The sequence below is a fragment of the Geothrix sp. genome, from assembly GCF_020622065.1.
In the GTDB taxonomy this organism is placed as follows: Bacteria; Acidobacteriota; Holophagae; order Holophagales; family Holophagaceae; genus Geothrix.
Genome location: NZ_JAHRYQ010000001.1, coordinates 623,420 through 647,632 on the forward strand (window position 1 = coordinate 623,420; position 24,213 = coordinate 647,632).

Here is a 24,213-nt window from a genome sequence, read left to right on the forward strand (position 1 = left end):
CAATTCAAGTCGCAGAGGGGCACCGCACGCATCGTGGTGCATTCCGCCCTGGATCCGAGGGGGCCTCAGAGTGCCTGGGGTCCAGGTACGGCGGACCAACTGGTGGCCTTAATGCGGCAACAGGGCATGTCGTACGCCGTGCCCGTCCCCGCTCCGAAGGACATCGACCCGACACCGCTCGGGGCGAACCAGATGCGCTACACCTGGAAACGGGCCCATGCCTACGCAGATTGGATCCGGAGGACCCGACCGGAGGGCGATTTCTTCGTGTTCGTGGAACTGCTGCACCATCCCACAGGGGAGATCGTCGGCATCCAGACCTATGTCCTGGCGGCATCGGGTGACATCGCCTACGCCCGACAGCTGAACAGCCACCAATTTGGGCGTCCCGTCCTCTCGGATCCGCAGAGCGCCATCGACTTCCTGCACGGTGTCCTCCAAAGCGCGCTGTCGCGTCCGGCCAACGAGGTGTTCCCCCCGTACGGCGTGGGGTGATCCACGAAAGCAGGCCCGACCCACGCGATGGGTCGGCTCATTCCGGTTCTGTGCCGATGCCGTGGGTGATGCTCTGGTGTCCGAACACTTCCCAGGCCAGCTGCCGGAAGCGTTCGCTGTGTCCCCAGTCCTTTTCCCGGTCCATCCAGAGCTTGTAGTGGATCAGCTCGTGCTCGAGGATGCGCCGTTGGACTTCGTCGGGTGCGTGGCAGTTCATGCCGCACACCTGCTGGGGCCAGGGCCAGTCCCGGCGGCGCAGCAGGGGGATGCTGAGGCGAATTTCGGGATGCCACTTGCCCCGCGAGTCCTTTTCGATGAGGAAGAGCCCCGCGCACCGCGCCATGCGCGGCGACCAGAGCACCGGCGGCGCCGGGAGCTCCCAGCCCGCCTCGCGAAGGATGGTTTGGGCGCGCTGGCGGAGGGTGATGGTCACGGGCCTGGTCTGCGACGGATCGGGGCGCTTGGCTGGGGCGGCGGGCCGGAGGAGCCTACTTCCGGGGCTTTTCCTGAACCTTGCTGTGGCGGTAGGACCCCATCAGGAGGTTGGGCCCCAGCTCGGCCATGCCCGCTTCCAGGGTCTCGGCGCCCAGGTGGAACTGGTGGCCCATATAGGAGAGTGGGGGTGGCTCGAGCTCCGGGAAGCTGCGGAGGACGGCGAAGACCAGGTGCACCAGGGCATCGTAGGCCTGGTAGTGGATGGTCGAGGTCCGGTCCAAGAGCAGGTTGTCTTCGTATTTATTGGCCGGGCGGGAATAGAAGATGATCTTCCCGTCGAACGAGATGTGGGAACCGTCCGTGGAGATGCTGCAGAGCTTGGCCTTGTCGGTGACATCGAACTGGAAGGCCGTCCCCTTCTTGAAGGCCGCGATGAGGCTCTGGAACTTGGGATGGCTGAGATACGGGGCCCCGTAGTTGACCTTCTTGACGGTGGGGCGCCGCTCCCCGGCCGTGGGGCCGTACATCATGTGGTTGTAGCGCAGGGCCTCGAGGCGCTCCTCGGGGGTCTGCCGCTTCTCCTTTTCCTTCTTGGGGGCTTTTCCGGGCGTCGCAGTCATGGGTTCCTCGTCGCTCATCGTGGCCAGTGGGTGGATCGGCCGGTTTCCCTGGGGATCAGAACTCGAAGGTCGGCCCGCTGAGGGTCTGGGCGTCCAGGATCTGGCCCTGGGGGTCGAGGGTGACGAGACCTTGGGTCTGCTTGGGGGTCATCTGGCTGATCTGCTGCAGGGCCTGGCCGCGCAGTTCGGGACTCCCCCCCTCGGCGGACTCGAAGAACACGGCACCCACGCGATAGGTCTGTTTGGCGTCCTGCAGGAGGTGCAGCTCGCGGAGCTGGCGTTCGTCCACGGGGCTGGGCGCGTCCGTCATGAGGCAGCGGGCCTGGGCGGTCTTGGGGAAGGCGATGACCTCGCGGATGTTGTCTTCGCCCGCCAGCAGCATGACGAGGCGGTCCAGTCCCAGGGCCAGGCCGCCATGGGGCGGCGCGCCGAAACTGAGGGCGTCCAGCAGGTAGCCGAATTTGGCCCGCGCCTCCGCCTCGTCGATGCCAATGGTGCGGAACATGAGGCTCTGGGTTTCGGCGTCGTGGATGCGGATGCTGCCTCCGCCCAGCTCATAGCCGTTGAGCACCAGGTCGTAGGCCACGGCCCGGCAGGCCCCTGGGTTGGATTCCAGCAGATCGAGGTCGTCCGGGTGGGGGCTGGTGAAGGGGTGGTGGCAGGCCACGAAGCGCTGCTCGTCCTCGTCCCACTGGAGGAGGGGGAAATCCACGACCCACAGGAACTCGAAGGCGGAGGCATCCGTCAGACCGAAGGTCCTGGCCAGCCGCAGGCGCAGGTCGCCCAGCACGCGGGAGGTCTGGTCATCGGTGCCCACGGCGAAGATGGCCAGGCCCTCGCCCTGGATACCCAGCGATGCCTTCAGCTCGGCTTCCAGTTCGGCGCTGATGAACTTCTTGAAGCTGGAGGCCAGGCCGTCCTTGCCCCACTTGGCATAGGGCAGTCCGCCGGCGCCGAGCTTCTTGGCGGTCTCCTGCAGCTCGTCGAGCTGCTTGCGGCTGTAGGCGCCGGCCGCCTCGCCCGGCAGGAAGAGGCCGCGGACCCGGCGCTGGCCCTGGGAGTCGGCGGCGGCGCGGAAGAGGTTGAACTCGCTGCCGGCGAACAGGCCCGTCACATCCTGGATCTTGACCTTGCAGCGGAGATCGGGCTTGTCGGAGCCGTACCACTCCATGGCGTCCCGGTAGGTCAGGCGCTGGAAGGGGGCGACGGCCTGCTGGCCCACCAGGGGGCAAAGCTCCACCATCAGGCCCTCGATGAGTGCCTGGACATCCTCCTGGCGCACGAAGCTCATCTCCACATCCACCTGGGTGAATTCGGGCTGGCGGTCGGCGCGGAGGTCCTCATCGCGGAAGCAGCGGCAGATCTGCACATAGCGCTCGAAGCCCGAGACCTGGAGCATCTGCTTGTAGAGTTGGGGGCTCTGGGGCAGGGCGAAGAACTCGCCCGCGTGCACGCGGCTGGGCACCAGGTAGTCGCGGGCGCCTTCCGGCGTGGACTTGCCGAGGATGGGCGTTTCGAACTCGACAAAATCGTTTTTCCGGAAGTAGTTCCGGATGATGTTGGAGGCCTCGCTGCGGAGGATCATGTTGCGCTGCAGCTGCTCGCGGCGAAGATCCAGGAAGCGGTAGGTGAGGCGCAGATCCTCGCCCACGCCTTCGTCTTCCAGCGGGAAGGGCAGGGGGGCGGCGGTGTTGAGGATCTTCAGGCCCGTCAGCCGGATCTCGATGTCGCCGGTGGCCATGTTGGGGTTCTTGCTCTCGCGCTCGGCCACCACGCCTTCGGCGGCCAGCACGAACTCGCTGCGCACGGCCTTGAGCTTGGCCAGCAGCTCGGGATCAGCGGTCTCCTCGTTGGCCACCAGCTGCACCAGGCCCCAGCGGTCGCGGAGATCGAGGAAGACCAGCGAGCCCAGGTTGCGGACCCGGCGGCACCAGCCGAGCAGGCGCACGGTCTGGCCCGCGTGGCCGAGGCGCAGATCGCCGTTGCGGTGGGTGCGTTGGAAGTCGCCGAGCCGATCGAGTTTCATAGCCTTACAGGATCGCACCCGGGAGGCCCAGGCTCAAGCGGGGTGAAAGGACTGCCGCGAAGGGACATGAAGGCGGGTCACGGTGGTCTGGAGGCACCTGTCGATCACTCGTGGAGGGCTTTTCCCACGGACGGCAAGGATTTCCGACTGGACCGGAGCCGGGCCCACCGCAGCCGGGCCCGGTCCATGTAGAGGTAGATCACGGGGGTGGTGTAGAGGGTCAGGATCTGGCTGAAGAGCAGGCCGCCCACGATGGCGATGCCCAGCGGGCGGCGCAGCTCGGAGCCGGTGCCCATGCCGATGGCCAGGGGCAGGCCCCCGAGGAGGGCCGCCATGGTGGTCATGGTGATGGGCCGGAAGCGCAGCAGGCAGGCCTGGAAGATGGCGGCTTCGGGCGTGACCCCCTCCCGGCGCTCGACCTCGATGGCGAAGTCGATCATGAGGATGGCGTTCTTCTTCACGATCCCGATGAGGAGGATGATGCCGATGAAGGCGATGACGCTCAGCTCGGTGCGGAAGGCGAGCAGGGCCAGGAGGGCGCCCACGCCCGCGGAAGGCAGGGTGGACAGGATGGTCAGGGGGTGGATGAGGCTTTCATAGAGCATGCCCAGCACGATGTAGACCACCAGGAGGGCCGCCACCACCAGAAGGGGCTGGTTCGACAGCGAGGCCCGGAACGCCTGGGCGGTGCCCATGAAGCTCCCCCGCAGGGTGCCGGGGAGGTGGATCTCCTGCTCGGCCTTGTCGATGGCGGCGACCGCATCGCCCAGGGCCACGCCCACCGGCAGGTTGAAGGACAGCGTCACCGAGGGCAGCTGGCCCTGGTGGTTCACGGAGAGCGCGGTGTTCCGCCGTTCCAGGGTGGTGAAGGCGCTGAGCGGCACCAGGTTGCCGGCGGTGGAGCGTACATAGGTGTGGCGCAGGCCGTCGGGCGTCTGCATGAAGGGCGTATCCACCTCCATGACCACATGGTACTGATTCAAGGAGGTGTAGATGGTGGAGACGAAGCGCTGGCCGAAAGCATCGTAGAGGGTGCTGTCGATGGCCTGGGGCGTGATGCCCAGGCGGGAGGCGGTGGCCCGGTCGATGACCAGGGAGGCCTCCAGCCCCTTGTTCTGCAGGTCGGAGTTCACATCGGCCAGCTGGGGCACGGAGCGGAGCTTCTGGAGCACCTTCGGCGCCCACTCGAACAGCTCCCGGGCGTCGTCGCCCTGGAGGGTGTACTGGTACTGGGAGCTGGAGGGGCGCCCGCCGATGCGGAGGTCCTGGACGGGCTGCATGAACAGGGTGCCGCCGGGGAGGTGGGAGGTCTTGCCGCGGAGGCGGGCGATGACCTGGTCCGCGGTCTCCTTGCGCTGCTCGGTGGGCTTCAGGGAGGCGAACATGCGGCCCGTGTTGCCCCCGCCGATGAAGGCGGTGACATTCTCGATGGCCGGGTCCGCCTGCACGATGGCCACATACTCGGTCATCAGCTTCTCCATGCCGGCGAAGGAGATGTCCTGGGCGGCCTGGAGGGAGCCGTTGATGCGGCCCGTGTCCTGCTGGGGGAAGAAGCCCTTGGGGATGGCGATGTAGAGCCCGACGGTGGCCAACATGGTCCCCAGGGCCACCGCCAGGGTGAAGCGTTGGTGCCTCAGCACCCAGCCGAGGGACGATTCGTAGTGGCGCATGATCCACTGGAAGACGCGCTCGGTGGCCTGGAAGACCCGTCCGTGGCGTTCTTCGCTGTGGGGCCGGAGGAGGCGCGAACACATCATCGGCGTGGTGGTCAGGGAGACCACCATGGACACGACGATGGCCACGGACAGGGTGACGGCGAATTCGCGGAAGAGCCGACCGACGATGCCTCCCATCATCAGGATGGGAATGAAGACCGCGATGAGCGAGATGCTGATGGAGACCACCGTGAAGCCGATCTCCTTCGCGCCGTGGAGGGCCGCCTCCATGGGCTGCATGCCGTTCTCCAGGTGTCGTGTGATGTTCTCCACCACCACGATGGCGTCGTCCACCACGAAGCCCGTGGCGACGGTGAGCGCCATGAGGGAGAGGTTGTCGATGGTGTAGCCCAGCATGTACATGGCGCCGAAGGTGCCGATGAGCGAGATGGGGACCGCGACGCTGGGTATTAGGGTGGATCGGACGCTCCGGAGGAACACGAAGACGACGAGGATCACCAGGCCGATGGAGATGGACATGGCCAGCTGCACATCCTTCACCGAGGCGCGGATGGTGCGGGTGGCATCGATGAGGACCTTCAGCTCCATGGCGGGCGGAAGGGAGGCCTGGAGCTGCGGCAGGACGGCCCGCACCCGGTCGACGGTCTCGATGATGTTGGCGTCAGGCTGCCGGAAGATGGGGACGATGATGGCGGGGACGCCGTTGGACAACCCCCGGTTCCGCACATTCTCGACGGAATCGGTGACCTGGGCCACATCGGACAGGCGCACGGCGCTGCCGTTCCGATAGCGGATGATGAGGGGCTGGTAGTCCTCGGCGGTCATGAGCTGATCCGTCGTGGCGATGGACCAGGTGGTGCGATCGTTGGTCAGGTCGCCCTTCGGCCGGTTGAGGTTGGCGGCGGCCACGGCGACCCGGACATCTTCCAGGGCCAGGCCCTGGGCGTTCAGCAGGGCCGGGTTCACATCCACCCGCACGGCCGGCAGCGCGCCGCCCCACACGAAGACCTGGCCCACGCCCTGGATCTGGGACAGCTTCTGCTGGAGCACCGAGGAGGCGACATCGTACATGCGCTCGCGGGGAATCAGGTTGGAGGTGAGGGCCAGCATGAGGATGGGCGAGTCGGCCGGGTTGACCTTCCGGTAGGACGGGTTGTTGGGCAGGTTGGAGGGCAGGTCGCCCCGGGCCGCGTTGATGGCGGCCTGCACATCCCGGCCCGCGGCGTCGATGTTGCGGCTGAGGTCGAACTGGAGGGTGATGTTGGTGGATCCCAGGGAACTCGAGGAGGTCATCTCCGTGATGCCCGCGATGCGCCCGAACTGGCGCTCCAGGGGCGTGGCCACGGACGAGGCCATGGTCTCCGGGCTGGCGCCCGGCAGGCCCGCCTGCACCTGGATGGTGGGGAACTCCACCTGGGGCAGGGGCGACACCGGCAGGAACTGATAGGCGATGGCGCCCAGCAGGGCCAGGGCCACCGTCAGCAGCGTGGTGGCCACCGGGCGGCGGATGAAGGGGGTGGAGATGCTCATTGGGGAGGGATCCCCCGCAGGCCGCGCACGCGGCGTGCGAGGCGATCGAAAGCCAGGTAGATGACGGGCGTGGTGTAGAGCGTGAGGATCTGGCTGAAGATGAGGCCGCCCACGATGGCGATGCCGAGGGGGCGGCGCAGTTCGGCGCCCACGCCGGAACCCAGGGCCAGGGGCACGCCGCCCAGCAGGGCCGCCATGGTCGTCATGATGATGGGCCGGAAGCGCAGCAGGGAGGCCTGGTAGATGGCCTCCTCCGGCGGCAGGCCATCCTTCCGTTCGGCTTCGAGGGCGAAGTCGATCATCATGATGGCGTTCTTCTCGACGATACCGATGAGCAGGATGATGCCGATGAGGGCGATGACGCTGAAGTCCGTCCGGCAGAGCATGAGGGAGAGCAGGGCTCCCACGCCGGCCGAAGGCAGGGTCGACAGGATCGTGATGGGGTGGATGTAGCTTTCGTACAGCACGCCCAACAGGATGTAGACCGTGAGGACCGCCGCCAGGATGAGCAGCGGCGTGTTGGAGAGGGAGGCGCCGAAGGCCTGGGCCGTGCCCTGGAATCCGGCCTTGATGCTGGGGGGCAGGTCCAGGTCCTGGCGGGCGCGCTGGATGGCCTTCACCGCATCGCCGAGGGAGGCCCCGGGGGCCAGGTTGAACGACACGGTGGCGGTGGGGAACTGGCCCTGGTGGTTCACGGCCAGCGGGGCGGTGATGGTTTCGATGCGGGTGAAGGCGCTGAGGGGCACGGACCCGCCGGAGGCGGACCGGACATAGATGGACTGGAGGTCCTCGGGCCGCTGGTACTGCCCGGGGTGGGCCTCCAGCACCACGCGGTACTGGTTCAGCTGCGTGAACATGGTGGAGATCTGGCGCTGGCCGAACGCATCATAGAGCGCGTCATCCAGCATCTGGGGCGTGATGCCCAGGCGGGAGGCCGTGGTGCGGTCGAGGACGATGCGGATCTGGAGCCCGGCGTTCTGCTGGTCGCTGGCCACATCCCGCAGCTCGGGCAGGGCCGAGAGGCGTTCCACGAACCTCGGCACCCAGGTGGCCAGTTCCTTGGCATCGGCGTCTTCCAGGGAGTACTGGTATTGGGTGCGGCTGACCCGGTCTTCGACCGTGAGATCCTGCACGGGCTGCAGGTAGAGGCGGATGCCGTCGATCTTGGCCAGCTCCGGCTGGAGGCGGTGGATGACCTCGCTGGCGCTGAGCCCGCGCTCTTCCAGGGGCTTCAGGTTGATCTGGATGCGCCCGCTGTTGAGGGTGGTGTTGGTGCCGTCGATGCCGATGAAGGAGGACAGGCTTTCCACGGCCGGATCCTTGAGGATCTCGGTGGCGAGGGACTGCTGCCGCTCGGCCATGGACTGGAAGGAGACGGTCTGCGGGGCTTCGGAGATACCGAGGATCACGCCCGTGTCCTGCACCGGGAAGAAGCCCTTGGGTATGACGAGGTAGAGCAGGACGGTGGAGACGAGGGTGGCCACGGCCACGACCAGGGTGCCGGTCTGGTGCTTGAGCACCCAGGAGAGGGTGCGGCCGTAGAAGGCGATGACCCGCTGGAAGACCCGCTCGGAGGACTGGTAGAACCGGCCCTGTTCTTCCGGCGGCGTGTGCTTCAGCAGCTTGGCGCACATCATCGGCGTCAGGGTGAGCGACACCACCGCCGACACCAGGATGGTGACGCTCAGGGTGACGGCGAACTCGCGGAAGAGGCGGCCCACGATGTCGCCCATGAAGAGCAGCGGGATGAGCACGGCGATGAGCGAGACGGTGAGGGACAGAATGGTGAAGCCGATCTGGCCCGAGCCCTTCAGCGCCGCCTGGAGGGGGGGCTCGCCCTCCTCGATGTAGCGCATGATGTTCTCGATCATCACGATGGCGTCGTCCACCACGAAGCCCGTGGAGATGGTGAGCGCCATGAGCGTGAGGTTGTTCAGGCTGTAGCCCAGCAGGTACATCACGCCGAAGGTGCCCACCAGCGACAGCGGCACGGCGACGCTGGGGATGATGGTGGCGGCCAGGGTGCGCAGGAACAGGAAGATGACCATCACCACCAGGGCGATGGTGAGCATCAGCGTGAACTCCACATCCGCCACCGAGGCGCGGATGGTGGTGGTGCGGTCCGTGAGGATGGTGAGCTCCACGGCCGCGGGAAGCGAGGCCCGCAGCTGGGGCAGCAGCTCCTTCACGCGGTCCACCACCGCGATGATGTTGGCGCCGGGCTGGCGCTGGATGTTGAGGATGACGGCCGGAGTCCGGTCCATCCAGGCGGCGAGCCGCGCGTTCTCCACATCGTCGCTGACGAGTGCGACTTCGGACAGCGTCACGGGCGCGCCGTTCTTGTAGGCGATGATGAGCGGGCGGTAATCCTCGCTGGAGAGCAGCTGATCGTTGGCGCCGATGGCGTAGGCCTGGCGCAGGCCATCGAAGCTGCCCTTCGCCTGGTTCACATTGCTCTGGGCTACCGCGGTGCGGACATCGCCCAGGGTGAGGCCATTGGCCGCCAGGGCCGAGGGGTTGGCCTGGATGCGGACAGCGGGCTTCTGGCCGCCGCTGATGCTGACGAGGCCGACGCCCGGCAGCTGCGAGATCTTCTGGGCCAGCCGCGTATCGGCGAAGTCCTCCACCTTGGACAGGGGCAGGGTCTTCGAGGTGAGGGCCAGCGTCAGGATGGGCGAGTCGGCGGGGTTGATCTTGCTGTAGATGGGCGGATTGGGGAGGTCCCGCGGCAGGTAGGTCCCTGCGGCGTTCACGGCCGCCTGCACCTGCTGCTCCGCGACATCGATGTTCAGGTCCAGCACGAACTGGAGCGTGATGATGGAGCTGCCGCCGGAGCTGGTGGACGACATGCGGTTCAGACCCGGCAGCTGGCCGAACTGCCGCTCCAGGGGTGCGGTGATGGCGGAGGCCATGACATCGGGGCTGGCGCCGGGATAGAAGGTGACCACCTGGATCGTGGGGTAGTCCACCTGGGGTAGGGCCGAGACCGGCAACTGGCGGAAGGCGAGCAGGCCCACCAGCAGCAGCCCCACCATGAGCAGCGAGGTCGCGATGGGCCGGAGGATGAACGGCCTTGAGGGATTCATTTGTTCAGCCCTTCGCGCCGGGAGGCTTGGGCAGGGCGATCTTGCTGCCGGGTCGCAGCTTCTCGATGCCGTCGGTGACCACGGTCTCACCGCCGGTCAGGCCCTTCTTCAGGGCCGTCTCGCCGCCATCGGTGGCCAGGATCTCCACGGGGCGCATCTCCACGGTGCTGTCGGTCTTCACCACATAGACGAAGGATCCCTGGGGGCTGCGCTGCACGGCCTCCGTGGGCACGATCACCACGCCGCGGAGGGTGTCCACCAGCAGGCGGGCATTGACGAACTGATTGGGGAAGAGCGTCCGGTCGTCGTTGCCGAACAGCGCCTTGAGCCGCACGGTACCGGTGGCGGGATCCACCTGGTTGTCGATGGCCGCCAGGGTTCCGGCGGCGAGCCGGGCCTTGAGGTCTCGGTCCCAGGCCTCCACGGGCAGCTTCCCGGCTTTGGCCGACTGCCCGAGCACCTTCTGGATCTGGTCGGCAGGCACGGCAAACACCACATTGATGGGCTGGATGGGCGCGATGACGGCCAGGCCGCTGGCGTCGCTGGCGCGCACCATGTTGCCGGCGTCCACCTGGCGGAGACCCACCCGCCCGGCGATGGGGGCGGTGATGCGGCTATAGGTGAGGTTCAGCTTGGCGCTCTCGACCTGAGCCTGGTCCGCCTTGAGCGTGGCCTCGTACTGGGCGACGGCGGAGCCCTGGGTATCCAGCTGCTGGCGGGAGATGATGCCCTGCTGGACCAGCCCCTGGAGGCGCCTCAGATCTGCGAGCGCGTTCTGGTAGGCGGCGGTGTCCTTGGCCAGCTGGCCCTCGGCCTGCATGAGCTGCACCTGGAAGGGACGGGGGTCGATTTCGGCGAGCAGGTCGCCCTGGCGCACCATCTGGCCCTCGGTGAACGCCACGCGCACCAGCTGGCCGTCCACGCGGCTCTTCACGGTGACGGTGTTCAGGGCCGTGACGGTGCCGAGCCCCGTGAGGTTCACGGCCATGTCGCCCTGGCGGGCCTTGGCCACCACCACGGGAACGGGGCGTCCACCGGCCGGATTGGGGCCGGACGGCTTCGTTCCGCCCCGGGCCAGGAAGCCCAGGACGAGGGCCAGGCCGGCCCCGAGGAGGGCCCAGAGGCGCCAGCCGCGCAGCAGGGCGGGGCGGGCGGACCCGGATTCAGAGGAGAGGAGGTCGGGAGCATCCATACGGGAATCGAGCCTTTTCAAACAAGTGGAGATGGGGGCGATACGGGCGGACAGTTAGGGGCGGGTCACACGGCCCGGCCCCTTGCCGAGAGCCGCCGAGAAGAGGGTTTCCCAGGTCACGAAGTCCGGGCGGGGTTTCCACTCGGGCCAGGCGGCGGCGTCGAAGGAGGCGGCCAAGGCGGAGGCCTCTTTGCCGGGGTTGGCCTTCACATGGGCCTGCACGGCCTGGAGGAAGTCCCGGTAGCGGAGCAGGCCCTTCTTGCCGCAGACGGGGCCGTGGCCGGGAATGATGCGGGCCCCTTCCGGAATCCAGGCGGCCACCGAGGAGATCTGGGCCACCAGGCCCTCGAAGCTGCCGCCGCCTTCGAGATCCACAAAGGGCAGCATGCCGAGGAAGAAGAGGTCGCCCATGTGCATGACGAGGGCCGAGGGGATCCCCACGATCACATCGCCGTTGGTGTGGCCCGGACCCAGGTGGAGGAGGTGGATCTCGGTGCCGTCCAGGTGGATGTTCAGGCGGGCCCGTTCGTTCGCATCCTCGGATCCGAGGGCCAGCTCCGGCAGGCCACCCCGCTTGGCGGGCTCCAGCTTGGCCTGCTCGGTGACCATGCGCCGGCGGACATTGGCGTGGGCGATGATGGCCGAGACCTGCTTCTCCAGGACCACATTGCCGCCCACATGATCACCGTGGCCATGGGTGTTGATGAGGTACTTGATGGGTTTGTCCGTGACGGACCGCACGGCCTCCACCAGTCCCGGCACCAGGCGCTCGAACTGGTCGTCGATGAGCACCGCGTGCTTCGCGGTGACGATGAGCCCGATGTTCCCGCCCTGGCCGAAGATGCAGTAGGCGTTCTCGGCCAGCTTCTCGACGCGATGGACCTTGGGTGTCTCGGCCGGAGCCGGGGCTGCGCTGGGCCGGGCGTGGGCGGCCAGGGGAAGGCCCACGGCGGCCATGAGGCTGGCGGCAATCAGGACACGCATGGGGCCTCCGTGGGGGGTCGGCGACGGCAATCCCTGGGGGGAAGTCCCGGTCACGAAGCCGCGGCTTCGCTGGAGCCCAGGGCCTGGCCGGCGGCGAGCAGGTCGTCGAGGTTTCCGAGCATGGTCTGCAGGCCGTGGCGCACGATGGCGCGCTCCTGCTCGTTCAGGCCCGTCACCAGGGACTCCTTGAGCCGCTCGGTCATGGCCCCGAGCTCCCGGGCCAGGGGCAGGGCCTCCGGCGCCAGATCGATGAGGATCCGCCGGCCGTGGTGGGGGTCGGGCATGGTGGTGAGCCATCCGCGACCCACCATGGCCTTCACCACACGGCTGGCCGTGGGATCGTCCATCCAGACCTGCTGGGCGAGGGGGTGCAGGGAGGAGGGGCCCTTCTCGAGGAGCACCAGCATCACCCAGAGCTGCTGGGGGCTGAGGCCGTAGGGCGTCAAGCGGGCCCAGACCACCTGCTTGAGGCGGCGACGCACGGCCGAAGCGAGGACGCCCAGGCCGACTTCCGATGTGGGGAGGGGGGTCTGTTCTTGCATAAGCAAGAAGATTGTGTCCGGGCTACCCTCGTGTCAAGGGGTATATCGCCGGGCTCACTTCCCGCGGGCACCGGGTCGTGAAGGATGGCGGCCACGCTCGCCCCGGGGGGCCGGAGCCGCCGCGGTGCGGGGGCGGGCAGGGCCCCGGCTGCGTCCGCCACCGCCGCCCTGCCGGCCGGTCAGGATGGGCTCGGCGGGGATGCTGGGGTCCGGGGCGTAGCCGTGGACCACATCCCGGGGCAGTTCCTTGCGGAGCAGCTTCTCGATGTCCTTGAGCAGCTTGTGCTCGTCCACGCAGACCAGGGAGAGGGCCTCGCCCTCGGCGCCGGCACGGCCCGTGCGGCCGATGCGGTGGATGTAGTCCTCGGGCACCTGGGGCAGCTCGTAGTTCACCACATGGGGCAGACTGTCGATGTCCAGACCCCGCGCGGCGATATCGGTGGCCACCAGGACGCGGACGGCGCCCTTCTTGAAGTCCTCCAGGGCCTTGATGCGCTGGGGCTGGCTCTTGTTGCCGTGGATGGCCATGGAGCTGATGCCGTCCTTGTCCAGCTGCTCGGAGAGCCGGTTGGCCCCGTGCTTGGTGCGGGTGAAGACCAGCACCTGCTCCAGCTTGCGGCTGGTGATCAGGTGGGCCAGCAGGGCGCGCTTGCGCTCGCGGTCCACGGGGTGGACCACCTGGCGGACCAGCTCGGCGGCGGTGTTCTGGGGTGTGATCTGCACCGAGGCGGGGTTCTTGAGGAACTTGGAAGCCAGCTGCTTGATCTCGTCCGTGAAGGTGGCCGAGAAGAGCAGGGTCTGCCGGCTGGTGGGCAGCAGGGCGAGGATCTTCTGGATGTCGCGGATGAAGCCCATGTCGAGCATGCGGTCGGCTTCATCCAGCACGAGGACTTCGAGCTGGCTGAAGTTCAGGTTGCCCTGGCCCTGGTGATCCAGGAGGCGGCCGGGGGTGGCGACGAGGATCTCGACGCCGGCCCGGAGGGCCTTGGTCTGGGGGTTGATGTTCACGCCGCCGAAGATGGTGGTGGACCGCAGGGGGATGTACTTCCCGTAGGTGCGGACGCTCTCCTCCACCTGCATGGCCAGCTCGCGGGTGGGCGTGAGGATGAGGGCGCGGATGGGGTGGCGCGCGGGCGAAGCCGAGGTGTTGGCGTGGTGCGCCAGCCGCTGCAGCATGGGCAGCGTGAAGCCGGCCGTCTTGCCGGTGCCGGTCTGGGCCCGGCCCATGAGGTCACGGCCCTCCAGCACCAGGGGAATGGCCTGGACCTGGATGGGGGTGGGGTGTTCGTAGCCCTGCTCGCGTACGGCGCGCAGGAGCTCGGGCATCAGCCCGAGGGTATCGAAGGACATGGTCGCTCCTTGAAGGGCCCGCCCGCGGAAGGATTCCGGGGGCCCGGTCAGGGCGAAAAGTGGGGTATTCGGACTGAAAAGAGGCGGAGACCGGGGGTCGCCTGCGATCGCGAAGTGCTTAGTTTATCTGAATGGTCAGGATTTGGCCAGCCGCGTCGCAACTTCCTCCAGGGACCAGCTTTCCTGTTCACCCGTGGCCATGTGCTTGACGGTGACGGTGCCGCCGTCCAGCTCGCCGTCGCCCAGGATGAGCACGGTCTGGACGCCCATGCGGTTGGCGGAGGCCATGGCCTTTTTGAGCGCGCCGCCCCGAGTCTCCAGCTGCAGGGCCACGCCGGCCTCCCAGAGGCTGCGCGCGAGCTTGAGGGCCTCGGTGGCGGCGCGGTCCCCCAGGGGGATCAGCACCGCCGGGACTTCGCGGGGCGCTTCGCCATGGACCTGCTGCAGCACCATGGCGAGGCGGTCCAGGCCGATGGCCCAGCCGAAGGCCGGGACATCCGGCCCCCCCAGGTGCTTCACGAGCAGGTCGTAGCGCCCCCCGCCCAGCAGGGCGCTCTGGGCGCCCAGGTCGGAGCTGAGCACTTCGAAGGCCGTGCGGGTGTAGTAGTCCAGGCCGCGCACCAGGCGGGGATCCTCCTTGAAGGGGATCCCCAGTTCCGTGAGCAGGACCTTCAGGCGCGCGTGGTGCTTGGCGGAGGCTTCGTCGAGGTGATCGGTGATGACCGGATGCCCCTCCAGCGCGGCCTGGCACCGCTCGTTCTTGCAGTCCAGCACCCGCAGGGGGTTGGTCTCGATGCGCCGGTGGCAGTCTTCGCAGAACTGAGCTTCGCGCTCGGCGAAGAAGGCGCGGAAGGCGGCGTGGAACGCCGGCCGGGATTCGGGTGTGCCCACGCTGTTGATGGAGAAGACCAGGTGCTTGAGGCCCAGCTCCGTGAGGAAGCCGTGGAGCATGAGCAGGGACTCGGCTTCGGATTCCGGCGTGGCCACGCCGAAGCTCTCGGCGCCGATCTGCCAGAACTGGCGGTAGCGGCCGGTCTGCATGCGCTCGTACCGGAACTGCTGGCCGATGTAATAGAACAGGACGGGATCGTTGGAGGTCAGCAGCTTGTGCTGGATGGCGGCCCGCACCACGCCGGCGGTGTTCTCCGGGCGCATCACCACCTGGCGGCCGCCCTTGTCCGTGAACTCGTACATCTCCTTGTTCACGATGTCGGAGCTTTCGCCCACGCTGCGCTTGAAGACATCGAGCTCTTCCAGGATGGGGGTGCGGATCTCGCCGTAGCCGTGGCGCCCGAACACGCGGCGGGCGGTTTCTTCGATATGCTGGAACCAACGCAGCTCCGCCCCGAAGAGATCCCGCATACCTTTCACCGACTGGGCCATGATCCGACTCCCGAGCACGCTGGTGCTCACCTTCAGCCTACTGTCTTGGGCGCAGACTCCCAAACCCGCCCCCCTCGGAGGCCCTCCCGGGCCCCAGCCTCCGCGTCTGAAGGTCATGGTGGATCCGGGCCACGGCGGGGATGACGGGGGCGCCAAGGGCCCCCGGGGCCTGAAGGAGAAGGCCGCCGCGCTGGAGATCGGCCGGGCCGTGGCCGCCCGGCTGGAGGCCGCCGGGTTCGAGGCCGCCTTCACCCGGGACGACGACACCTTCATCCCCCTCTGGGACCGGGCCCGGGCGGCCAACGCCCAGGGCGCCGACCTCTTCATCAGCCTCCACCTGAACGCCGCCCGGGCCCGGGCCGCCCGGGGTTCCGAGGTCTACTTTCTGAGCCTGGGCAAGGGCGATGACGAGGAGGTGGTGGCCGCCGAGAACGCCGGGGCGGGAGCAGGCCCCGGGAGCCCCGACAGCGTGGTGGCCAGCATCCTCGACGACCTGGCCCAGAAGGCCTTCCTCCAGGATTCCGAGCGCCTCGCCGTGGCCATCCAGGGGCAGCTCAACCGCCTGGCGGGCATCAAGGAACGCGGCGTCAAGCAGGCTCCCTTCATCGTGCTCCGGGGGGCAGCCATGCCCGCGGTCCTCGTGGAGGTCGCTTTCATCTCCAACCCCAAGGAAGAGGCGAAGCTGAAGGAGGCCGCCTTCCGCGCCAAGGTGGCCGAGGCCATCACCCAGGGCGTCCGCCGCTATTTCGCCGAAACCAACGGCGGTGTGCGGCGCCGGACGGTGGGTGGGCCGGGTTGAGGGGCGCCATCCCCGCCCCGACCTTGAACTGCAGCCCGTTCACGGCCATGATGAAGAGTCGTAGTACCCGTAGCTCAGCTGGATAGAGCGTTGGCCTCCGAAGCCAAAGGTCGCTGGTTCGATTCCAGTCGGGTGCACCAGTTGAAGCCCCTGAAACCTAAGCACAGCAAAGGTTTTGGGGGTTTCCCCTATCCAGCCAAAGATCTCGGACGCCACCCGCGAGTGAAGCCTAAGTGTAGATCTTTCCGGGGTCAGTACACGACATGTACACGCATGTTTTCGAGCCAAACGCGCACTGTTGTTGACTTCATGCCGGATCGCCCCTTAACGCAGTGCCATTCCAAGCCCTGCTGGAGTCCCGCTGACCACAGAGAGTCCTCGGACCCTCTACCTATTGGTATTTCCGTCAATCCAGCCCCGCCACCTTCACCTTGACCACCGGAGGGGAGGGGTTTTTCTAGACTCCGAGAGCGCGTAGGAAAGACCCACGGGTGGTCAACCTAAGAACTGATGGTCATGGGAGCAGCATCAACAGTCTGAGCGGTTGATCTATAGACAGTTACTGTCCAATGACGACCAGCCTAACTTGTTAGCCCCATGAGTCCAGTCAGACTCAATGATGTTGTTATTTTCAACATTATTGCCCCCCTTCATCTGCCTGGTCACGCGCTCCTCATCGAATATCGGCTAGGCTGCCGATCCGAGAAGAGTGCTTACTTTGCCTCTAGTCCGGCTCGGTTGTGGATACCCACCTATCAGGTTATTTCGACTTATTAGGATGTAATTACTTCTTTAAAATTGAATTTGGCTGGTGGCACTTGAAAAGTGCGAGGGGAGATCCAGCCCATGAACCTATCTGACCAAACGAACTATCCAGTCAACCGTGCCCCTCCCGGCTGACCCTCTCATCAAGGGTCGCGCTAAGCGTGGCTGATGAACTCTGGTGGTAATCGAAACTGACGCCCGATCTCGGAGTGCTAGCCTCCGTGCCTCGTGCGCCCACGCCCTACACCAACAGGGCACTGCACCAAACCCGTGGTCAACGAGGGTAACCACTGGTAGCAAGTAACTCCCTCACCCCGCGACTGCAACGCAGGACGCCGCCGAAGGCTTGCCTGCAACCCATCTCAACACCTCACAGGAGAACTCCATGCAACACGAATACGCGTACCCCGAATTTACCAATTCCAACGACTCAGACGAGCGTGACCACAACTGCCTGGAACCCGAAGACTCTTACGCTGCGATCTTCTGGGAAACGGTTCACAAGATGAAGGAGGATGCCGATTGGCTGACGGCTCAGCCTCGTAAGGAGTCAGATCTTCTCTACCGCTACTTCGGGTCCTGTGTCAGCCGGATGAAGGATCTTCCTGATTACCGCACGGTCATGGACGACTGCCTCGATTACTTGAAGCACCTTGAGGTCCAGGTCGTTGAGCGCATTCCGGTGTTCGGCTTGCCAGACTCCGTCATGGAAGCGACCCCAATGGATCTCTTCCTCGACTCTGCTTTTGCCATTCTCAAGGCGAGCAACCCGTGGCTCTGTGAGCAGCCTCGAACTACTCCGGAAATTGTTCAGCACCTCTTTGAGGAGGAGTGGGGGATCGAGGAACAGCGTGTAGATCTTCAGTTGACCATCGCCGCCTGCCTCATGGACCTCGGATATCGTACCCAGTCGCACTCTGACTCGGAGGTCACCTGGAAGTGGTTTCCCCGGAAGGCGCTGGTGTAAATGACAACCAGCACTGCGAAAAACACCCCTACTCGAAAAGTGCCACCCCCCCTCTTCATTAGGGGCGAAGCCCCGCCCGGTATCTATATAGAGCAAGATACCGTCCACCAGATCCACCGTGACCATCGCCTCTCCGTTTCCGGGGAGGTGTGGTCATGAAAGGATTTGACCGTAGCACCGTCAGCAGCCTCGAAGGGATCGCCTCGTATGGGTGCGTCTTCCTGGAACTGCAACCCGGCAAGAAGATGCCCACCCGCGCATGGGATGACTTCCTATACCTGCATGACCAGCAAGGGCAGTCCAGGCTCGACCTGGCATTTGCGTGGCTGAAACGAGGCAACGGCGTGGGCTACCTATTTCGGAACCGCCTAGCAGCCGTGGACTGTGACAGCCCAGAGACCGTTCAACGGGTCATCCGATTCAACCAAGAGCGGGGAATCAAATGCCCCATAACATGGACTCCCAGCGGCGGGCGGCACTTCCTATTTGAGTTGCCACAAAGCGTTGACCAGCATCGCCTGAAGCACCATGTCTGCCACCCGAAAGAGGCGGGCGTCGTCATGCCCTGGGACTTCAAGTTGGGTTCAAGGACCATGCTGGTCGCGCCAGGAACGATCAGGTTCGATGCTGACGGGAACGAGATTGGTCGCTACAAAGCCTCACCCTGGATGCAGCCGCCCGTGGTCGACCCGAGGGATCTAGCACCGGGGCTGAGTATCTACCCCGAGTTCCCCGCAGACCTTCTGGAGCGCCTTCTTCGTGAACTGGGAGCGGTGAGGCTTCCCGTCCTCTGCGGGGAACACCCACTCACTTAGCACGGGCTTTGGCATTCCGTGGATCGCACTCCAGACCCAATCTGGAACGGGGATGACGCGGGCTTCCTTCCCCTTTGCCTTGCCGACCACATAGGTCCTCTGTTCTGGATCGAACCACTCCCAGCGCATCCCCAGGACCTCAGCCTCACGGAGCCCCAATCCGAACATGACGCGGATGATGACGGGGATATGGGGGTTGCGGGCTGCCTTATTCACAGCCTCTAGGAATTCGTGAACCCGGTTCGCTGGCACGATTGCCCGTGGTTGCTTCTGAACTTTCAACTTCGGCAGATGAAACGGAATCTCCTGGGCGTACTTCATCCGGATCCCGAAGTTGAAGATCGCCTTCAGGGTCTTCATGGTGTTGTTGGCATAAGTCGCGGAACACCCCGCCTCCAGCATCCGGGCACGAAGTTCCATCACCTGTGAGGTCGTTACTTTCGTGACGGGTAATGTGCCGATGACCGGCATCACCCACAGGCGAAGCGCACACTCCGCACTGGAGAGGTATCCACGGGAGAAGGTCGCCCGGTTGACCCGAAGCCACTCACTGATCAGAGCCGACGCTGCAATGATCCTTGTCGGACGCTTGAGTTGACCGTCAATCAGAGCGCGACGCTTCTCCTCCAGCACCTTTCGGGCTGTCGCTAAGTCTGTTGCACGGGTTGAGCCATGAGCCCGCTGTCCATGTGCTTGGATGATGTATTGCCAGTAGCGCCCTTTCTTGTAGAGCCCTGGATGTGGGGTTGCCATTGACCGCCTCCGTGAGAGAGGCGGGTAGCGATTCGAGAGTTACTTTCCAGGGGGTGTTCGGCATGTACCGCGATACCGATGCACGGCTCCTAACTTGTTAGTAAAAGGACCGTTATAAATACTAACGATTCCCTCCGAAGCCAAAGGTCGCTGGTTCGACCCCAGTCGGGTACACCAATGAGCCAAGGGGGGCCAAGCCGTTCCCCTTGGCTTGCTCCACGCGAAGGGTCCCAGGCTCCCGGGGCCTTCCGATGACCGTTGGCTTCGGAGGCCAAGGTCCCTTCACCCGGCTACCCTGAGGGCCCATGAGCCCTCTCCATGCCTCTCTCGCCACGCCGGCCGCTCCCGTCCACTGGCTGCCGGTGGCGGCATGAGGGCTTGGCTGAAGGCCCGGATCTGGGACCCGCTGCTCGGGCTGCTCCGGAAGGGGCTCAGCCCGGAGGCGCTGGCCTGGAGCGTGGCGGTGGGGTTGGCCCTGGGGATCACGCCCCTGTACGGCACTTCCACGGTGCTCTGCCTGGGGGTGGCCTCCGCCTTCCGGTTGAACCAGCCCGCCATGCAGGTGGCCAACTACCTGGCCTACCCCCTGCAGCTGGCTCTGCTCATCCCCTTCATCCGCCTGGGTGAGCGGCTCTTCGGGGCGCCGCGCCTGCCGCTTTCCCTCCCCATCCTAGAGGAGGCACTGAAGGCGGATGCCTGGGGGGCGTTGGGCCTTTTCTGGACCAGCCTCTGGCATGCGGGCGTCGCCTGGTTGCTGGTGGTTCCCCTGCCGATGGCGGCACTCGCCTGGGGGCTGGGGGGGCTGTTCCGCCAGGCGAAGCGGCCCTTTCGGCAGCCCTGAAGCCCTCCCGATGGGCCGGAATTTCGTGCAGGTTTTGCCGGGATCGCGAGGGGATGGCTTGACGGACCTCACTTTGCGATGCACATTAAAGGCATCGAAGTGCCCTAAACCGGAGGACCCCGTGGACCGTGAACTGCTGAAGGGCAGCACACCCCTGCTGCTGTTGTCGCTGCTCTGCGAGGGGCCCATGTACGGCTACCAGATCATCGAAACGGTCCGCCAGCGCACGGGGGGCACCTATACGCTGAAGGAAGGCGCCCTGTATCCGGCCCTCCACAAGCTGGAGGCCACCGAGTTCATCGCCTCTTATTGGGAAACCCAGGAGAACGGCCGCGAGCGGCGCTACTACGCAATCCAGCCCGCCGGCCACGCTTTCCTGACGGCCAAGAAGAAGGAGTGGAACCAGTTCGTGGACATGGTCCAGGCCTTCGTGGGGCCCAAGGTCTAGGTCCAGGAGATCCCGTGTCCCGGGCGTTGGAAGCCTATCTCTCCCAAGTGGGTTCGGGCTTCAAGGGCCTGACCCGGAGGCGTCGGCTCACCCTCTTGCGGGAACTGGAAGCGCATCTCAGGGATGAGGCCGAGGCCCGGGGCATCGACTCCGAAGCGGGCATGTCGGCCATGCTTTCCGAGAAGGAGCATCCCACCCTGCTGGCCGAAGAACTCTCCGCCGGGGAAGGCCAGGACGCCAACCACCGGGGCAGCACGGCCCTGGCCGCCGGCATGATCATCGGCCTCGCCACGGGCGCACACATGTGGTTCGAGGGCTGGCGCTGGTACATCAGCCTGGCGTTCGCCGCGGCCCAGGGCCTGGCCGTGGGTACAGGCTATTTCTGGGTCCGCCGCCACTGGCTCCGCCTCAATCCCTGGGCGCGCACGGCGGTGGCCGTCCTCATCACCTCCCTGCTGTCCATCCCCCTGGGCTTCACCACCCACCACGGGTTCAAGCCCACCCGCCTGCTCTACGGCGCCTACACGGGCTTCCTCCTGGAGCGCCACAGCCAGGAGCGACCCTTCTGGCAGACCCTCCTGGAACCCGTCCTCTTCACGGCCTTCATGTTCATCCTCGAGGCCGGCTTCCTGGGCCGGGTCCGCTTCCAGTGGTGGAAGGTGCCCCTGGAACTCAGCTTCAACGCCACCCTGCTGCTCAGCGTCATGGGGGCCCTGAAGCTGAAGCGTCTCCTGGCCGAGCGCTGGGTGCTGACCCCCCAGGAGCAGGGGTAGGGAACGGCCTGATCGTCTCTCCGCCCCGGGAATCCCCCTTGAGCCACCGGGGATTCGGCGGTAAGCTGTTCGTCTTGCGTGGACAAGCCGCGTGCAGATACCCCGCTCATGGGGGCATCCGGTCGGTCCCAGGAGGAAGCGATGAAGGACAAGATTCACCCCGAGCTGCACGAAGTCAAAGTCCACTGTGCCTGTGGCAATGAGTTCATGACGCGCTCCACGAAGAAGGAGCTGCGCGTGGAAATCTGCTCGGCCTGCCACCCGTTCTTCACGGGCAAGCAGCGCCTGATGGATACCGAAGGCCGCGTGGAGAAGTTCAACAAGAAGTACGCGAAGAAGGAAGCCGCGGCCCCTGCCGAGGCCGCGCCCGAAGTCGCGCCGACCACCGAAGCCTAGCTCCGCTGTTCCAAAGAACGGGCCGAGTTCCTCGGCCCGTTCTTCTTTTTTGTCGACTCCCAATTCCGGCTCCGCCGGGATGTTGGAGATAGCTGAAAAGGTGGATCATGCTCGATCAACTTGAAGCCGTCGAAGCCCGCTTCCAGGAAGTGGAGGCGCAGCTCCAGGATTCCGCCGTGGTATCGGATCCCAAGCGCCTCCGGGAGCTGTCCAAGCTCCGGGCGGAGCTGGAGCCGGTGGTGCTGGCCTTCCAGGCCCAGCGGAACCTGATCAAGCAGCTCGAGGAGGCCGAATCCATCCTGGGTGACAAGACCATGGACGCCGACCTCCGCGAGATGGCCGAGATGGAGATCCCCGACCTGAAGAAGGCCATCGCCGAGGGCGATGCGGAGATCAAGCGCCTGCTCATCCCCAAGGATCCGGCCGATGCCAAGAATGTGATCCTCGAAGTCCGCGCCGGGACGGGCGGCGAAGAGGCGGCGCTCTTCGCTGCGGAGATCTTCCGGATGTACATCCGTTTCGCCGAGCGCCGGGGCTTCAAGGTCTCCGTACTGGACGAAAGCGATGCCGATGCGGGCGGCTTGAAAGATGCCACGGCCGAGATCCAGGGGGAGGGGGCCTACAGCCTCTTCCGCTTCGAGAGCGGCGTCCACCGCGTGCAGCGGGTACCCAAGACGGAAACCCAAGGCCGCATCCACACCTCCGCCTGCACCGTGGCCGTCATGCCCGAGGCCGAGGAGGTGGACATCGAGATCCACCAGAAGGACCTTCGCGTCGATACCTTCTGCTCCGGCGGCAAGGGCGGCCAGAGCGTGAACACCACCTACTCCGCCGTGCGCCTCACCCACCTGCCCACCAACACCGTGGTGCAGTGCCAGGACGAGCGCAGCCAGATCAAGAACATGGCCAAGGCCATGACCGTGCTGCGCAGCCGGCTGCTCCAGAAAGCCCAGGACGAGGCGGACGCGATCCACTCCGCCATGCGCAAGTCCCAGGTAGGCAGCGGCGACCGCAGCGAGAAGATCCGCACCTACAACTTCCCCCAGGGCCGCGTCACCGACCATCGCGTGGGTGTCACCGTCCACCAGATCGACAGCTTCATGGGCGGCATGATCGAACCCATCATCGAGCCCCTGCGGGCCGCGTTCGAGGCGGAGCGATTGCAGGCGTTGGAGGCCTGAAGCTCCACCGCTGAGCGCTCGCCGCAAGCGGCTCTGCGCACGCGGTCACTGGCAGCCCGCGATGGGGCGGTCCGCGGGACCGCCCTCCCGTTCGCTGGGCCCTTCGGGCGCTGCGCTCACGGAGCGGGGCCCCCCATGGGCGGCATGATCGAACCCATCATCGAGCCCCTGCGGGCCGCATTCGAGGCGGACGATTGCAGGTCCTGGAGGCCTGAGTGGCCGATTTCCCCAGATCACCTCAAAGAAACGGGGGAGGCATCGCCTCCCCGTTTCTTTGAGGTGAAGAAGCTACTTCTTCAGGGTGACCCGCTCCGGCGCGGTCAGGCTGAAAGCCACCGGCTTGGAAGCGGGGATCCGGACGATGGTATCGGCGGTGCCGGCCGCCACGGCAGTGCCAGCGGCGGCGCCGATAGCCGCGCCGCCCAGGGCGTGATCACCCTGGTTCTTCTTGTCGGAGAGGAGGCCGACCAGGGCACCCAGGGCCGCGCCGCCGCCGATGAACTTGGCATTGCGCTCCCCGCGGGCGCTGGCCACCACGACATGGGTGTCGGTGTCGATGCCCACACCAGCGATCTCAGTCAGGCGGATGCCCAAAGCCCCCTGGCCATTGCTGAGGCGGCCTGCCGCCGCGCTCTGGGTGACCACGCCGCGGGCGGGGCTGCCGGCGCTCCAGACCAGCTTGCCGTCCACCACCACATCCGCGGCCAGGGAGCCTTCCCAGGCATCCCCCGGCTGCTCTTTGTCCGTCGCGAGGTCGCGGGCAAGGGCGATCTCGAGCTTCGTGCCGGTGGGGACTTCCACCACCACTGCCTTCGGGGCGTCCTTGGGGGCGGGTGCGGCGGCGAGGGTGATGGCTTCCTGCTTCTTGGCCTCGGCCCGCTTCTTCGCATCGGCCACCTGCCGCTCCAGGGCCTTCACCTGGGACTTGGTGATGTGCTGGACGGTGTCGCTGTCGGCGCCGGCGACCTTGCCGGACTTGGCCTCGGCCAGCTGCTGCTCCAGCTGGGCGACCTTGGACTCGGCGGCTTTGGCGGCTTCCTCAGCCTGGATGGCCGCTTCGCTCTTGCGGTTGCAACCCAGGGAAACGACCAGGATCGCGGCGAGGGACAGACTGGAGAAGATGGTGCGCATGGGGCCTCCTTGGGGGGAATCTTGC

Annotated in this window: 21 protein-coding genes and 1 tRNA gene; 10 read left to right on the top strand and 12 right to left on the bottom strand. The window is 66.1% G+C overall.

Features of this window, described 5'->3' with window-relative positions; all coding sequences use genetic code 11:
- The first annotated feature begins 111 nt into the window (after positions 1–111).
- A complete protein-coding gene (locus tag QZ647_RS02990; RefSeq protein ID WP_291270754.1) occupies positions 112–495 on the top strand; it encodes a hypothetical protein in 384 nt (127 codons plus the stop codon).
- A 37-nt stretch (positions 496–532) separates the two neighbouring features.
- On the opposite strand, the gene QZ647_RS02995 is transcribed toward QZ647_RS02990, so the two are convergent.
- The 10 genes from QZ647_RS02995 to hisS all read right to left on the bottom strand — a co-directional run bounded on the left by QZ647_RS02995 (position 533) and on the right by hisS (position 15,319).
- Entirely contained in the window at positions 533–928 is a 396-nt protein-coding gene (locus QZ647_RS02995) for a hypothetical protein (RefSeq protein WP_291270755.1), read from the bottom strand.
- A 55-nt stretch (positions 929–983) separates the two neighbouring features.
- A complete protein-coding gene (locus QZ647_RS03000) occupies positions 984–1,550 on the bottom strand; it encodes a hypothetical protein (protein WP_291270756.1) in 567 nt (188 codons plus the stop codon).
- Positions 1,551–1,605: 55 nt separating this feature from the next.
- The gene (gene aspS, locus QZ647_RS03005) at positions 1,606–3,576 is read right to left on the bottom strand and encodes an aspartate--tRNA ligase (protein WP_291270757.1); all 1,971 of its coding nucleotides are present in this window, start codon (positions 3,574–3,576) and stop codon (positions 1,606–1,608) included.
- A gap of 104 nt (positions 3,577–3,680) precedes the next feature.
- A complete protein-coding gene (locus tag QZ647_RS03010) occupies positions 3,681–6,782 on the bottom strand; it encodes a multidrug efflux RND transporter permease subunit (protein WP_291270758.1) in 3,102 nt (1,033 codons plus the stop codon).
- Positions 6,779–9,868: an MdtB/MuxB family multidrug efflux RND transporter permease subunit gene (locus tag QZ647_RS03015; protein ID WP_291270759.1), complete on the bottom strand. Its 3,090-nt coding sequence runs from the start codon at positions 9,866–9,868 to the stop codon at positions 6,779–6,781. The genes QZ647_RS03010 and QZ647_RS03015 overlap by 4 nt, the downstream gene beginning before the upstream one ends.
- A gap of 4 nt (positions 9,869–9,872) precedes the next feature.
- A complete protein-coding gene (locus QZ647_RS03020; RefSeq protein WP_291270760.1) occupies positions 9,873–11,060 on the bottom strand; it encodes an MdtA/MuxA family multidrug efflux RND transporter periplasmic adaptor subunit in 1,188 nt (395 codons plus the stop codon).
- Positions 11,061–11,114: 54 nt separating this feature from the next.
- Positions 11,115–12,044, bottom strand: a complete 930-nt coding sequence (locus QZ647_RS03025) for an MBL fold metallo-hydrolase (protein WP_291270761.1) — start codon at positions 12,042–12,044, stop codon at positions 11,115–11,117.
- A gap of 50 nt (positions 12,045–12,094) precedes the next feature.
- Positions 12,095–12,586 carry a MarR family winged helix-turn-helix transcriptional regulator gene (locus tag QZ647_RS03030; protein WP_291270762.1) on the bottom strand — a complete coding sequence of 164 codons (492 nt, stop codon included), beginning with the start codon at positions 12,584–12,586 and terminating at the stop codon, positions 12,095–12,097.
- Between the two features lie 54 nt (positions 12,587–12,640).
- The gene (locus QZ647_RS03035; RefSeq protein WP_291270763.1) at positions 12,641–13,936 is read right to left on the bottom strand and encodes a DEAD/DEAH box helicase; all 1,296 of its coding nucleotides are present in this window, start codon (positions 13,934–13,936) and stop codon (positions 12,641–12,643) included.
- A gap of 135 nt (positions 13,937–14,071) precedes the next feature.
- A complete protein-coding gene (gene hisS / locus QZ647_RS03040) occupies positions 14,072–15,319 on the bottom strand; it encodes a histidine--tRNA ligase (protein WP_291270764.1) in 1,248 nt (415 codons plus the stop codon).
- Between hisS and QZ647_RS03045 the strand changes: the two genes are divergently transcribed.
- From QZ647_RS03045 to QZ647_RS15540, 4 genes are all read left to right on the top strand, one after another.
- Positions 15,318–16,118, top strand: a complete 801-nt coding sequence (locus QZ647_RS03045; protein WP_291270765.1) for an N-acetylmuramoyl-L-alanine amidase — start codon at positions 15,318–15,320, stop codon at positions 16,116–16,118. The genes hisS and QZ647_RS03045 overlap by 2 nt on opposite strands.
- A gap of 63 nt (positions 16,119–16,181) precedes the next feature.
- Positions 16,182–16,258 (top strand) — tRNA-Arg (locus QZ647_RS03050).
- Positions 16,259–17,268: 1,010 nt separating this feature from the next.
- Positions 17,269–17,850 (top strand): hypothetical protein, encoded by a 582-nt coding sequence (locus tag QZ647_RS03055; protein ID WP_291270766.1) that lies wholly within the window; start codon positions 17,269–17,271, stop codon positions 17,848–17,850.
- A gap of 155 nt (positions 17,851–18,005) precedes the next feature.
- Positions 18,006–18,665, top strand: coding sequence for a bifunctional DNA primase/polymerase (locus tag QZ647_RS15540; protein WP_366526124.1), 660 nt, complete (start codon positions 18,006–18,008; stop codon positions 18,663–18,665).
- Here QZ647_RS15540 and QZ647_RS03060 read toward each other — a convergent pair.
- Complete coding sequence (locus QZ647_RS03060; RefSeq protein WP_291270767.1) at positions 18,549–19,418, bottom strand: tyrosine-type recombinase/integrase; 870 nt, start codon at positions 19,416–19,418, stop codon at positions 18,549–18,551. The genes QZ647_RS15540 and QZ647_RS03060 overlap by 117 nt on opposite strands.
- Before the next feature lie 370 nt (positions 19,419–19,788).
- Here QZ647_RS03060 and QZ647_RS03065 point away from each other — a divergent pair, with 370 nt between their 5' ends.
- The 5 genes from QZ647_RS03065 to prfA all read left to right on the top strand — a co-directional run bounded on the left by QZ647_RS03065 (position 19,789) and on the right by prfA (position 23,057).
- On the top strand, positions 19,789–20,259 hold the full coding sequence (locus QZ647_RS03065; RefSeq protein WP_291270768.1) for a DUF2062 domain-containing protein: 471 nt from the start codon (positions 19,789–19,791) through the stop codon (positions 20,257–20,259).
- Positions 20,260–20,380: 121 nt separating this feature from the next.
- Positions 20,381–20,707: a helix-turn-helix transcriptional regulator gene (locus QZ647_RS03070; protein ID WP_286353804.1), complete on the top strand. Its 327-nt coding sequence runs from the start codon at positions 20,381–20,383 to the stop codon at positions 20,705–20,707.
- A gap of 14 nt (positions 20,708–20,721) precedes the next feature.
- On the top strand, positions 20,722–21,480 hold the full coding sequence (locus tag QZ647_RS03075) for a hypothetical protein (protein WP_291270769.1): 759 nt from the start codon (positions 20,722–20,724) through the stop codon (positions 21,478–21,480).
- Positions 21,481–21,621: 141 nt separating this feature from the next.
- A complete protein-coding gene (rpmE, locus tag QZ647_RS03080; RefSeq protein ID WP_291270770.1) occupies positions 21,622–21,876 on the top strand; it encodes a 50S ribosomal protein L31 in 255 nt (84 codons plus the stop codon).
- A 107-nt stretch (positions 21,877–21,983) separates the two neighbouring features.
- Positions 21,984–23,057: a peptide chain release factor 1 gene (prfA, locus tag QZ647_RS03085; protein WP_291270771.1), complete on the top strand. Its 1,074-nt coding sequence runs from the start codon at positions 21,984–21,986 to the stop codon at positions 23,055–23,057.
- A 288-nt stretch (positions 23,058–23,345) separates the two neighbouring features.
- On the opposite strand, the gene QZ647_RS03090 is transcribed toward prfA, so the two are convergent.
- The gene (locus QZ647_RS03090; protein ID WP_291270772.1) at positions 23,346–24,188 is read right to left on the bottom strand and encodes a hypothetical protein; all 843 of its coding nucleotides are present in this window, start codon (positions 24,186–24,188) and stop codon (positions 23,346–23,348) included.
- Between the last annotated feature and the right edge of the window lie 25 nt (positions 24,189–24,213).